Origin of the sequence: Stenotrophomonas sp. (assembly GCF_032061965.1) — a bacterium.
In the GTDB taxonomy this organism is placed as follows: Bacteria; Pseudomonadota; Gammaproteobacteria; order Xanthomonadales; family Xanthomonadaceae; genus Stenotrophomonas.
The window spans coordinates 98,696-111,881 of the sequence record NZ_DAMBEF010000010.1 but is presented as its reverse complement, the minus strand read 5'-3'; the positions used below and the strand labels follow the sequence as shown (position 1 = coordinate 111,881).

The 13,186-nt window shown below is 63.5% G+C and carries 10 protein-coding genes; 1 reads left to right on the top strand and 9 read right to left on the bottom strand.

Annotated features, from left to right (window positions below; all coding sequences use genetic code 11):
- Positions 1–65: 65 nt before the first annotated feature.
- From RT460_RS07590 to RT460_RS07560, 7 genes are all read right to left on the bottom strand, one after another.
- Positions 66–1,340: a citrate synthase gene (locus tag RT460_RS07590; RefSeq protein ID WP_313318179.1), complete on the bottom strand. Its 1,275-nt coding sequence runs from the start codon at positions 1,338–1,340 to the stop codon at positions 66–68.
- A gap of 280 nt (positions 1,341–1,620) precedes the next feature.
- Positions 1,621–1,863, bottom strand: a complete 243-nt coding sequence (locus RT460_RS07585) for a type B 50S ribosomal protein L31 (protein ID WP_054657059.1) — start codon at positions 1,861–1,863, stop codon at positions 1,621–1,623.
- A gap of 86 nt (positions 1,864–1,949) precedes the next feature.
- Positions 1,950–2,885, bottom strand: coding sequence for a nucleoside hydrolase (locus tag RT460_RS07580; RefSeq protein ID WP_313318177.1), 936 nt, complete (start codon positions 2,883–2,885; stop codon positions 1,950–1,952).
- 65 nt (positions 2,886–2,950) lie between these two features.
- Positions 2,951–5,080 carry an ATP-dependent DNA helicase RecG gene (gene recG / locus RT460_RS07575; RefSeq protein ID WP_313318176.1) on the bottom strand — a complete coding sequence of 710 codons (2,130 nt, stop codon included), beginning with the start codon at positions 5,078–5,080 and terminating at the stop codon, positions 2,951–2,953.
- 278 nt (positions 5,081–5,358) lie between these two features.
- On the bottom strand, positions 5,359–7,755 hold the full coding sequence (locus RT460_RS07570; RefSeq protein ID WP_313318175.1) for a TonB-dependent receptor: 2,397 nt from the start codon (positions 7,753–7,755) through the stop codon (positions 5,359–5,361).
- Positions 7,756–7,837: 82 nt separating this feature from the next.
- On the bottom strand, positions 7,838–9,025 hold the full coding sequence (locus RT460_RS07565; RefSeq protein ID WP_313318174.1) for an SO2930 family diheme c-type cytochrome: 1,188 nt from the start codon (positions 9,023–9,025) through the stop codon (positions 7,838–7,840).
- Between the two features lie 8 nt (positions 9,026–9,033).
- A complete protein-coding gene (locus RT460_RS07560) occupies positions 9,034–10,269 on the bottom strand; it encodes a parallel beta-helix domain-containing protein (RefSeq protein WP_313318173.1) in 1,236 nt (411 codons plus the stop codon).
- Between the two features lie 117 nt (positions 10,270–10,386).
- Here RT460_RS07560 and RT460_RS07555 point away from each other — a divergent pair, with 117 nt between their 5' ends.
- The gene (locus RT460_RS07555; protein ID WP_313318172.1) at positions 10,387–11,424 is read left to right on the top strand and encodes an AraC family transcriptional regulator; all 1,038 of its coding nucleotides are present in this window, start codon (positions 10,387–10,389) and stop codon (positions 11,422–11,424) included.
- A 54-nt stretch (positions 11,425–11,478) separates the two neighbouring features.
- On the opposite strand, the gene RT460_RS07550 is transcribed toward RT460_RS07555, so the two are convergent.
- Positions 11,479–11,862, bottom strand: a complete 384-nt coding sequence (locus RT460_RS07550; RefSeq protein ID WP_057629049.1) for a RidA family protein — start codon at positions 11,860–11,862, stop codon at positions 11,479–11,481.
- A gap of 604 nt (positions 11,863–12,466) precedes the next feature.
- Positions 12,467–13,111, bottom strand: coding sequence for a heme-binding beta-barrel domain-containing protein (locus RT460_RS07545; protein WP_313318171.1), 645 nt, complete (start codon positions 13,109–13,111; stop codon positions 12,467–12,469).
- Between the last annotated feature and the right edge of the window lie 75 nt (positions 13,112–13,186).

Here is a 13,186-nt window from a genome sequence, read left to right as displayed (position 1 = left end):
AAAAAGGCCCCGCCGAAGCGGGGCCTTGCAAGCAGCGGAGGCGGCGCATCACTGCGCCGACGCCCTTACTTGTAGTCGCGCACGTCGTGGCCGGTATAGACCTGACGCGGACGGCCGATCTTCATTTCCGGATCAACCTGCTGTTCCAGCCAATGCGACACCCAACCTGCGGTGCGGCCCAGCGCGAACATGACGGTGAACATCTCGGTCGGAATGTTCAGTGCCTTGTAGATGATGCCGCTGTAGAAATCGACGTTCGGGTACAGCTTGCGGGCGACGAAGTACTCGTCCTGCAGCGCAGCCTGCTCCAGCTTGACGGCAACGTCGAGCAGCGGATCCTGCACACCGAGCTGGCCGAGCACCTGCTTGGTCATCTCACCGATCACCTTGGCGCGCGGGTCGAAGTTCTTGTACACGCGGTGGCCGAATCCCATCAGGCGGAAGCCCGAGGTCTTGTCCTTGGCCTTGACCACGGCGGACTCGACGTTGTCGGCCGAACCGATCTCTTCCAGCATCTTCAGCACGGCTTCGTTGGCGCCGCCGTGTGCCGGGCCCCACAGTGCAGTCACGCCAGCGGCAACCGAAGCATACGGGTTGGCGCCGGTGGAACCGACCAGACGCACGGTCGAGGTCGAGGCGTTCTGCTCGTGGTCGGCGTGCAGGATGAACAGCAGATCCAGTGCCTTGACCACGTCCTTGTTCAGATCGTACTTGCCATCGGCCGACTCGAAGGTCTGCTTCAGGAAGCGGCTGACGTAGTCCAGCGAGGTGTCCGGCTTGTTGGCCGGCAGGCCCTTGCCGTGACGGTAGATCAGGGCCGACAGGGTCGGCACCTTGGCGATCAGGCGCACGGCAGCCTGGCGGCGCTGTTCGGCGTCGTCCAGATCCAGCGAAGCGTGGTACTTGGCCGACAGCTGCGCGATCGAGGCAGTCAGGATCGCCATCGGATGTGCATCCTTGGCGAAGCTGCCGATCAAGGTGTTGATGGAATCATCAACGCCGGCTTCAGCGGTCAGTTCGGCTTCGAAAGCCTTCAGCTGGTCGGCGCTCGGACGATCGCCATTGATCAGCAGGTAGGCCACTTCGACGAAGCTGGACTTGGCGGCCAGCTGCTCGATCGGATAGCCGCGATACAGCAGCACGCCCTTGTCACCATCGATGTAGGTGATAGCCGACTTGCAGCTGGCGGTAGCGGTGTAGCCAGAGTCGTAGGTGAAGAGACCGGTTTCCTTGGTCAGCTTCGAGATATCGACACAGTTATTGCCCAGGACGGGTTTGACGACAGGCAGAACGACCGACTTTTCGCCGGCGTTGAGCGTGACCTGATCAAGATCGGACACAGTGTGCGCTCCTCAAGTGGAAGGCGCCTGTCCTGACGATTGGGGTGCGGGCAGGCGCGTGAAGGAATTCCGCAGTTTTCCACTGCGGTTCCGACGATTATCGCACAGCAGCATTTGCAGATTGCGAAGACAAAAGTCTTATAGGCGGGGGTTTGCCTGCGACACAGCGTCGCGCTGGCAAAGCCGCCAGATTCCGCAATGGTTCAGCCGTACGACGGACAAGACAAAACAACGGCCGCGCAGGGCGCGGCCGTTGTCGGGACAGCAACAACCCGTTCGATTAGCGCGCGTAGCGCTTCTGGAACTTGTCGATGCGGCCGCTGGTATCGATAACCTTGTGCTTGCCCGTATAGAACGGGTGCGAAGCCGAGGAAATTTCAACCTTGACGAGCGGATACTCTTCGCCGTCTTCCCACTTGACCGTTTCCTTGGAGGACATGGTCGAACGGGTCAGGAACTTGAAATCGGAGGTCACGTCGTGAAAAACGACGTTGTGGTAATCGGGATGGATATCGGCCTTCATGGGCTCGCACCGTGTGGGCTGGTGGTCAAGACCGCCATTATAGGCAGGCATTGCCCCGACAAGCAAGTCGGGGCCAATCACCTGCCTTACAGCCCCAACGCCCGCCGTACCTGGGCCTCGAACCGCTCCTGGTCATAGCCGATCAGCAGGGCGGTATTGTCCGCCGCGCCAGTCTGCCGGTTCCAGTCGACGATGGTGGCGCCGCGGCTGCGGTTGCCGGTCAGCTCGATAGACAGCGGGCGCTGCTCGACCCGGGTCGCCCCTTCAGGCTGCAATGCCCACGCCATGGCCAACGCATCGGCGGCGTACCAGCGTTCACCGCGGCTGTCTTCGGACCACAGCCGCGTCTGCCGCGAGATCAGCTCATAGAAACGCGCCTTGTCCGTATCGGACGCCAACCATTGCTCGACATCGCGATGCAACAGGCCATGCGCAACAGTCGCCTCCCAATCAGCGACGTCGGTGTGCGGGAACTGGCTGAAAACAATATGCGCAGCTTCCGGGTCGAAGGCGATGTTGAATTCCGCCGCCGGCGTGATGTTGCCATGGCCGGTGATCGCACCGCCCATCACCAGAAAACGCTTGATGCGCTTCGGCAAGCTCGGGTCCAGCTTGAGTGCAAGCGCGATGTTGGTCAGCGGGCCGAGTGCCACCAGCACCAACTCCCCGGCGTACTGGTGCGACAAACGCAGGATCGCCAGCGCGGCGTGCTCGGCCTCGACCTTGCGCGCGGTCAACGGCAGGTCCACATCACCGAAGCCGTCACGGCCATGCACGTGCGCGGCGTCCTCGGCCGGATAGACCAGCGGATCGGGAGTGCCGGCAAACACCGGCACGTCTTCACGGCCAGCGACTTCGCACAATTTGAGCGCGTTGCGCACGGTGTATTCGAGGCCGACATTGCCCGCTGCCACGGTCAAGCCCACCACGTCGTGGCGTTCGTCGGCAAAGGCCATCAGCAGCGCCAACGCGTCATCCACGCCCGGGTCGGTATCAATCAGCAACGGTATCTTCTGGCTCATCTTCTGCTTCACTTCTGGTTGATCATGGAGTCTGTCACCACATCCATGACAGTGGAAGCACGCAATCAGGCCGATGCATAGCGTACCGCGCCACCAATCCAGCGCCTGACGATGCGATCGGCCAGCGCTGGCGCCTCATCCAGCAAACGTTCGGCCAAGCTGTGCACGGTCGGCAACATGCCCGCATCCCGCGCCAGGTCGGCAACGCGGAATGCGGCCAGCCCAGTCTGCCGCGTACCCAGCAACTCGCCCGGGCCACGCAGTTCAAGATCCTTTTCGGCGATAAGGAAGCCATCGGACGTGTGCCGCATGGTTTCCAGGCGTTCACGCGCCATTGCCGACAGCGGCGCCTGGTACATCAGCACGCAACTGGAGGCGGTGGCGCCGCGACCCACCCGACCACGCAACTGGTGCAGCTGGGCCAGGCCCAGGCGCTCTGCGTTCTCGATGATCATCAAGGAGGCATTGGGCACGTCGACGCCCACTTCAATCACCGTTGTGGCGACCAGCAGGTCGGTCTCGGCCTGTTTGAAGGCACGCATCGCAGCCTGCTTCTCCGCCGCCTTCATGCGCCCATGCACCAGACCGATGCGCAGCTCTGGCAACTGCGCCGACAGCGCCTCGAAGGTGGTCTGCGCAGCCGAGGCATCCATGCGTGCATTGCCTGGCCCGGCCTCTTCTTCGCTTTCTTCGATCAGGGTACAGACCCAGTACACCTGACGCCCCTGTTGGCAGGCGACGCGGATGCGTTCGACCAGCTCCGGGCGACGCTCGGCACTGATCACGATGGTCTGCACCGGGGTGCGCCCCGGCGGCAGTTCATCGATCGCCGACACGTCCAGGTCCGAATATGCAGCCATCGCCAACGTGCGCGGGATGGGCGTGGCCGTCATCACCAGCTGGTGCGGCACCACCCCGGCAGCGGCGCCCTTGTCGCGCAATGCCAGACGCTGGTGCACGCCGAAGCGATGCTGTTCGTCGACGATGGCCAAGGCCAGATCGTTGAACACCACGTTTTCCTGCATCAACGCATGGGTGCCGACCACCACCTGGGCGTGCCCGGATGCAACCTCTTCCAGCACCTTGCTGCGCGCCTTGCCGGTGACCTTGCCGGCCAGCCAGGCGACGCGGATATCCAGTGGCTCCAGCCAGCTGCGCAGGTTGGCCAGGTGCTGCTCGGCCAGCAGCTCGGTCGGTGCGGCCAGTGCCACCTGCTTGCCCCGCTCAACCGCCAGCATCGCCGCCAACGCGGCAACCACGGTCTTGCCGGAGCCGACGTCACCTTGCACCAGGCGCAGCATCGGGTGAGCACGCGCCAGATCCTTGCGGATCTCGTCGAACACGCGCTGTTGGGCACCGGTCAGGCGGAACGGCAGCGATTGCAGGAGCGCCTTGACCAGCCCGTCGCGCCCGCGCAGCGACGGTGCACGGTGCTGCTGCAAGGCGATACGCTGGCGACGCAGGCTCAGGTGATGGGCCAGCAACTCTTCCATCGCCAAACGCCGTTGTGCCGGATGGGTCCCTGCGGCCAGCGCGGCGATATCGGCATCCCTCGGGGGACGATGCATGGTCAGCATCGCCTCGCGCAGTGAGGGCAATTGCAGCCCTGCCAGAAAGCTGTCTGGCAGCAACTCCAGCGCCGCTGCATCCGGCAGGCGGTCCAATGCCTGTCCGATCAGCTTGCGCAGGCTGGCCGGACCAATGCCTTCCACCGCCGGATAGACCGGATCCAGCGATTGCCCCAGCGCGGCATCCTCGCCGTCGCCCAGTACGTGATAACTGGGATGGACGATCTCCAACCCGTGCTGGCCAGGCCGCGGCGTGCCATAGGCGCGCAGGCGCCGGCCCACCGCGAACTGCGCCACCTGCGCGGCTCGAAAATGAAAGAACCGAAGCACCAGGGTGGCACCGGAGTCATCACTGATCGCCACCCGCAGCACCGGCCGATAACGGAAGCCCCGCTCCACCGCTTCCACCCTGCCCTCGACCTGCGCGGCCATGCCCGCCTTCAACGCACGGATCGGCAACAGCGTGGTGCGATCTTCGTAGCGCAGCGGCAGGTGCAGCCACAGGTCCTGCAAGGTCGTCAGACCACGGGCTTCAAGCTTGGCTGCCACCCGGGGCCCGACCCCGGCCAGACGGCTCAGCGGTTCGGTGGAAAGATCGAGGATGGCGGGTTCACGGCGTGCAGGCATGACATAAGGATGCCGTCATGCGCCGCAAACAGAAACCCCGGCGTCAGCTGACGCCGGGGTTTCCTACAGTTTCGCCGCGGGTTTCCTGTGGCGATGTCGATCGGCGCCTTGTTGCGGTAAATGTACGTGGCGAATAGGCCCTCACCCCCAACCCCCGCTCCGCGCCCCGGCCCTTGCGCTGACGCAAGGGCGTTCGATGGACAGCGAATCGGTGGCTCGTAAACTGTCCATCTCACCCCGCAAGCGGGAGAGGGGAGCCTTTTGCGCAGGCAACATTTTTAGAACTTCACAGTCATCTCCAGGCCGTAGGTTCGCGGATCGGTGATGGTGGCGCCGACCACACCCAAGGGATCTCGCCCATAGGTGTTCAGGCCACGCACGTACTGCTTGTCAAACACGTTGTTGGCATACACCGCCCAGGTCCAATGCTGCAGCGGCGAGGTCCAGCCCACGCGCACGTCGGTGCGCTGCTGCGATTCACCGATGTTGAGCAACCTGCTGATACCACAATCGCCCTGCAGCTCGGAGCCCGCGTTGCAGCGCACCGCACCCCGATAGGCGTGACGCAGCGAGAAGCGCAGCTGGCCATTGCCCCCCAGATCGGCCAGGTACACCGCACCCGCCGACGCAGTGAAGCGCGGTTCACCGGTAGCGGCACCGTCCAGGTCGACGCCTTCGGGCGTCACGTAGTTCTTGTACTTGGAATCGATCCACTCCGCTGCCGCATCCAGGGTGAGGCCATCGGTGACCTTCCAGCGCATGTCGAAGTCCACGCCCGTCGCTTCCAGGTCACTGGTGTCGAACACATAGACCGGGATGTCGACGGGATTGTTTGGGTCCGGATCGACCAGGCGGATGGCCTGGCGGTTGTCATAGCGGTAGTGGAAGGCAGACAGGTTGTAGGAGAACCGATCGAAGCTCTGCTTCAAGCCGATCTCCAGGTTCCACACATCCTCGTTCTCGAACGCCGGCCCGATCTGCAATGCGTTGAAACCGCCGGCCTTGTAGCCCTTGGCCAGTGAGCCGAACACCATGGTGTCGTCATTGAGGTGGTAATCCACCACGAAGCGCGGGCTCCAGTCGCTCCAGCTCTTCTTGTCGCGCACCAGCTTGCCCTTGTTGACCATGGCCGGCGCATCGATGAAGGCCATGTCGAAGGTCAGCAACTCGCGGGTGATCGGAACCCCCATCTGCGCCAGCGCCTGGAAGAAGCCCAGCGCCTCCAGCGTGTCCAGCTTGGCCTCCAGGCCCGGGGCATTGCGCGGCGTATTGAGCCAGGTGAAGTCCTTCTCATCGCGCGTGTAGCGCAGGCCGAAGGTGAGGTTCAGTCGGTCGGTCGCCTTCCAGATGACGTCACCGAAAGCAGCATAGGATCGGGTGCCCAAGGTATTGGCGAAGCGTTCGTTCCACTTCTCGCCGACCAACGAAATGGGAATGCCGTTCATCTGCGCCAGCATCGAGGTGAAGTTGAACAGGCTGCCATCGGGCGTGGGCGCGATGCCCATGTTGCGTACGATGTTGTCCACGGCCTCGGTGTTGGTGTTGACCTCGCTGGTCTGGCGCGCGTCCTCGTCGAAATAGCTGGCGCCAGCCACCCAGTCGAAGCGCGCGTTGCTGCCGGAGAACTTGAACTCCTGGTAAAGGGTTTCGTTGCTCTCGGTGTTCTTCGAGTCCACGTACAGGTCGTAGCGGTTGGTGCCGTCTTCCTCGGTGTGGTTGGTGGAGTCGTATTTGCGCCAGGAGCTGGTGGAGGTGAAATTTCCCCACGACAAGGCATGGTCGATGATCAGGCTGACACCATCGAAGGTCCGCCACTCGGCGTTGTCCGCATCGCTGTAGGTCTTGATCTTGCGCGGGTCCAGATAGTCGTCCGGATCCACCGGCACGCTCGGCCGTGCGGGGTAATCCGGCAGCGCCACGATGCCCGTGGTGACACGGCCGTTCTGGTCCAGGCTCTCGTGGTCCCAGCTGACGTAAGCGGTGGTGTTGTCGCCGAATCGCGATTGCCAGGCCGCGCGCGTCGCCCATACATTCTCGCCGCCCAGGTCCTTGCCGGTGGCGCCATCCTGGAACCAGCCGTCGCTGGTATTGATCAGGGCATTGAAGCGCAACGCGGAGTTATCACCGGTGGGGATGTTCCACATGGCGTCAGCGTATTTCTTGCCATAGTTGCCGACCCGCACGGTGGCACGTGCTTCCGTCTCGGCCTGCGGCCGACGGGTGATCAGCGAGATCGCACCGGCAGCGGTATTGCGCCCGAACAAGGTGCCCTGAGGCCCCTTCAACACTTCGATGCGCTCCACGTCGACGAAGGGCAACAGCACGCCACCGCCACGCCCGCCATACACGCCATCGACAAAGATACCCACCGCGGGATCGGTACCGATGCCGAAATCGTCTGTTTCCACGCCACGCAGCTTGAACGAAGGCTGGGTTGGCTGAACGGCATCGATCACCAGGCCAGGCACGAAGGCATCGATATCGCCCAGGTTCTCGGCGGCGACGTCACTGAGCAGGGCCTGGTCCACCACCTGCAGCGCGATCGGCACATCCTGTATTTCCTGTTGCCGGCTCTGTGCGGTGACCGTGATGCGATCCAGCGTAGTGGCAGCATCCTCCGTCGCCGACTGGGCCATTGCCGGGGTCGCGACCCCCAGCACCATCAGCCCGGCCATGGCCCGCTGCAACCCGATTACCAGATTCCTTTGCTTCACTCGCATCGCGCTCTCTCCCACGCAGTGAGGTGTAAAGCCGGCATCAAACGGCCGGCGGTCCTGTAATGCCCGGCTGGCCTTCGCCACCGGTGTCGCAGCTTGCTTCCAGTTCGTTGATCCATTGCCGGATCAAGGCCACGCCTTCCTTGTGTACGACTGCCCGTCCGACCTCCGGCATCATCACGGCCGGATCATCGCTATCGATGCGATAGGCGATGATCGAGGCATCGGCGTCACCGGGCTGGATGTCATACAGCCGGTTGCCGGTGCCCTTGCCTGCTGCAATGGGCTGCTTGCAGATACCCAGCTTCAAATGATCCTGGGTCGGCGCGTCCAGCCACAGCCCCGAGGTGATCGCCGGCCCGGTGCGGCTATGGCAGTGCCCGCAGTTCACGTCCAGGTAGGCACGTGCACGCGCATCCAGGGCAACGTTCGGATTGCTGGCATCAGCCGAGCGCGGCACCTGTTCCGGCGCCGGCAGATCCTTCAGGTAGCCGATCTCCGCCAGGTGGCTCAACTGGTTGTCACGGCCGCTGGCGTAGTCGAAATCACGGTTCAGGTGCCTGGCCTTGGGCCCGATCGGCTGCAACCTGCGGGACCGGTTGTCGGTGACGTGGCAGCCTGCACATTGGTTCTGGTCCGGCACCTGGTAGGCCAGCGCCTCGCGCGTGCCATCGGCGGCCACCAGTTCCAGGTCGACGCTCGCTCCAGTCCGCTGCAGGCTGGCCGCGGTCTGCTCCTTGTTCCAGACATAAGGCAAGGCAACCCAGCCCTCCTTGCGATGCACCAGCAAGCGGGTTTCGATCAAGCGGACTTTGGACAGGTCCAGGCTTTCGCCCTGCAGTGATGACTGCGAGGGCGGCGTCCGCGCGACCGATCGGCCATCGCCGGCACCGTCAGCCGGCAGGGGGTAATAAAACGTCTTGCTGAGGATGGTGCCCACCGGGAAATCAAACGCGTGTTCCGGCTGGTAGCCGGCCGCCTGGCCCTTGGGCATCCATACCGTGCGCAACTTGTGGGCATAGTCGCTGAACAACGGGGTATTGAGGTCATATGGCACCACCCCGTCATTGAGCGACAAGCGGCCATCACGCACCCGCAATACATGCCATTCGTCCAGCGTGGCCGGCTGGCCCTGTTCAAAAAAATGCACGCCTGCCGGCTTGCCGCAACCGGCCAGCGCCAACAGCACCGTTACCAGAACCATGCCCCGCAACATCAGATTGCCCATGCCCGTGCTCAAGCCCGCTTAAGGTCGATGGCAGGCAAACGCGGCAACTCACAGTCAAACGGCTTGGCGTCCTTGCTCGGGTTCTTGTACCCGCCGGGGCCATCGGCGTTCACCACGCCGCTGACATTGCGCAGGCATATCTGTGGGCCAAGCTTGACCCCGTCCACCATCCTCTCCTTGTTGTAATAGCCATCCCACAACACGTCCGGGAAATTGCCGGTCAGGCCATACATGGCCACCTTCAAGGCTTTCAGATCCAGTCCATCGGGGGAATCGCCGCCACCGGACAAGGTGTTGTTGTGGATGTAGATGCGCTCCGGGTAGGGGTCGAAGTTCGGCGACGCACTGCTGTCCTTGTAACCAGTGGAATACACGCTGGAAACAATGATGTTGGTGGTCGCGTTGTCACGCACTTCGTTGTCGAACACCTCGATGTCATCGTTGGAGTTGATGACGATGCCCGAGCCCGCCGGCACGCTGGACACCGGCGTGCCCTTGGCGCCGAAGTTCTCGTGATTGTTGGCGATCACCTTGTTGTTGAACACGCGGATGTTGGCGCCCTGCTGCGACAGCCCTGGCATGTTGAACACCAGGATGCCGCCGGTATTTCCGGTAGCCACGTTGTCGTACACATCAGCGTTGCGGGTGTTCTCGACCTCGATGCCGGCCACGTTCTGCTCGGCGCGACTGTTGCGCACGATCACCCCATCGGACTGGCCCACGTAGATGCCAGCATCGGAGGCACCAATGGACACGGTGTTCTCGATCAGCACGTTCTTGGTCAGCACCGGATAGATACCGTAGGCGCCGTTCTTGGTGCTGGGGCCACCGGTCCACTGCACCTTGATACCGCGGATGGTGATGTTTTCCGATTCGCTGATCTTCAGCCCATCGCCTTTTGAATCCTCGATGGTCAGGTTCTCGATGGTGAAGTTGTCGCCGTTGACCAGCAGCCCCTCGGCGCCCGCCTTCTGCCCCTTGAAGCTCAGTACGGTGCGATCCATGCCCGCCCCGCGGAGGGTCACGCCATCGGCGCGCAGGCTGAGGCTGCGCTCGAACTGGTGCCGCCCCGCCGGGATGTCGATCACGTCGCCAGGCTTGGCATCGAGCAGTCGCTCCTGCAACGTGGCCGCAAATGCCCCGTCGGCGGCAGCCACGGTCGGTGCCTGCTGGGCCTGCTTCTGGCAGCCGGCAATCATCACGGCCAAGGTGGCGGAAACCGCCAAGGTAACGCTGCGCTGCATGATCCCCTCCCATACGCCTGCAGATGTTGGGCGCAGTCTGGCTTTCAGGCAGTGTTCACGCGAAGGGCAAGAGCGGCATACTTGGGGGGGCAAAGCGGACAAGCTGGAGGGGCTTGAATGCATCGCAGGAGCGCCGGCGGCGACCGCCTGGCTATCGCCAATGTGCCAACCAACATGCTCAGCGGGCTATTGCTGCTGGGCAGCGAGCTGGGCGTGGACACCGACAGCTGGCTGGCCGGCCTGCACCTGAGCCAGGACCAGCTCAACGACCCGCGCACGCGCATTTCCTACCGCCAGGCCTACGAAGTCATCCGCCGGGCACTGCCGATGCTGCCGATTGATGCTGCCGGCCTGGCAATGGGCGGCGCGCAGAACGGTGGCAACTTCGGCCTGCTCGGGTTGGCGATGAAGACCGCTCGCACCTTTGGCCAGGCCGTGCGCATTGGCCTGGACTACCAGCGCAACCTCGGCCCCTTGATGGACCTGGTGCTGGACGAGAGCAATGCCGACACCCTGGCCGTGGTTGCCACCGCGCCGGAGCAGGCCCAGGACCTGCTGCCGTTCCTGTGCGAGGAAATGTTCTCCAGCATCCTGATGCTGGGCCGGGAACTGGCCGGCACGGACTTCAGCCCGGTCCGGCTGGAGGTGGCGTATGCCGCACCCGCCAGCATCGACAAATACCAGGCACTGTTCCGCTGCGAGCTGCGCTTTGGCCAAACCCGCAATGCCATGGTGGTGGAGCGGCACTGGATGCAGCTGCCGTTTGCCAGCTACAACCCGGTAACCTCGCAGCAGGCCTTGTCGCTGTGCCGTGCGCAGTTGGCCACCTTGGCCAGCCGCGGCGAAACCACCGCCGCACTGGAGCGGCTGCTGCGTGCGCAGCTGCGCGACAACCCACAGATGAGCGACGTTGCCCAGGCCCTGCACCTGAGCGAGCGCACGCTGCGCCGTCAGTTGGCCGAAGAGGAAACCAGTTTCAGCGAGATCCATGATCGCCTGCGCACCGAGCTGGCACTGGAACTGCTGCAGGAGCCGGAGCTGAGCATTGCCGCGGTCGGCAGCCAACTGGGCTTCAACGACGCGCGCGAGTTCCGCCGCGCGTTCAAGCGCTGGACCGGGCACACCCCCAGCGATATCCGTCGGCCCGCTGGCTGAAACGCAGATGCCCGGCATTGGCCGGGCATCCTTGGACACATCCTGCGGGCAGGATCAGTCGATGATCATGATCGCGTCGACCTCGAACGCGGCGCCCTTCGGCAGGCCCGACACTTCGATGGTGGAACGCGCCGGGAACGGCGCCTGGAAGTATTCCTGCATCACTGCATTGACCTTGGCGAACTCGCCCAGGTCGGTCAGGTACAGGCCCAGGCGCACCATCTTGTCCAGCGAACCGCCGGCTTCCTCGGCCACGGCCTTGAGGTTGTCGAAGGCGCGACGGGCTTGCGCGGTGACGTCGCCGGCGACGATCTCACCGGTAGCCGGGTCCAGCGGGATCTGGCCGGAGAAATACACGGTATTGCCGGCGCGCACGGCCTGCGAGTACGGGCCGATGGCAGCCGGGGCGTTGGCGGTGTTGATGATCTGGCGGGACATGGACAGCTCCAGTCTGGAAAAGGTGGGCCATTGTAGCGTCGCCTTCTTGGCGGGCGGCTGAGCGTAGCCGGCGTCATATGCTGGACAAAATTTCATCACACCTAGCAGAGCCTTGTCCCGCAAGGCCTGCCAGCGCTTATCCACAACTTGTGGGGGCAACAGGGCACAAGCTGTGTGGATAGTGCCGCGCGCCATCCACAAGCCATGGACAAAATATCACCAGCTTCTGCAAAGCACCGCCAGACAAGGGCTGCGCGGCCTTATCCACAACTTGTGTAACCAGCCGGACACAGACCGTGGGGATAACCGCGCCGCCGCCAATAGAGCCGAGCAGGGCTCGCCGCCACAAGGCTGGCTATGGGTAGGGCCGAGCCATGCTCGGCTGGGGCTTTACCGGAAACGCCGCTTACCGAGCATGGCTCGGCACTACAGGGCTGGCTATGGGTAGAGCCGAGCCATGCTCGGCTGGGGCTTTACCGGGAACGCCGCTTGCCGAGCATGGCTCGGCACTACAGGACTGGCTTTGGTAGAGCCGAGCCATGCTCGGCTGGGGCTTTACCGGGAAAGCCGCTTGCCGAGCATGGCTCGGCACTACGGGGATGGCTCAGTCGGCCAGCGCGGCTGCGCGTGCGGTCGGGTTGGGTACCGCCGCGCCAACCTTACGCAGGGTGTTGCGGTCGGTATGCGCGAACGGCTCGCTGCGATCAGGGATGACCAACATGGTCTGCTGCTCGTAGGACCAGGTGCCATCGTCGTTGATCGTCACTTCGATGTCGTAGCTCTCGGTGCGGAAGGCATGCTCAAGGAAGGGATTTGAACTGATGCCATTGGTGGTCGAGCCGCGCTCGGCGCGCAGCTTGAAGCGCTTTGCATCCGGCGCAGCCTTGCCCACCGCCATCGCCGTCTGCCCGCGCGGGATCGACAAGGTCTGGATGATGGTGCCGGTGGCCGGCTCCCACAGCCAGTAGCCAACCTGGTCATGGAAGGTTTCAACCTCACCCGGCTTCACGATGCGGGTGTGATAACGCAAGCCATAGAACAGCTGCGGCCCGTTCGGCTGCGCATCGATCGGCTGGAATTCCACATGCTCGATATAGGCCTGGTGCTCCGGGCCGTCCGCCTTGGGGTTGACGTCCATGCCGCGCTCCCCGATCCAGATACCGGCCAAGGCCGCCAGCGGACCGAGATTGGCCAGCGTATCGGTATCAGGGGTGGGCTCGGTATAGATGTCCTGCGGGAACGTGCTCATGTGCGTACTTGCTGAAGGGGGTATCCCTTGTATGGTACGCACAAGCCTGCAATGACTCATCCACACGCATCCACA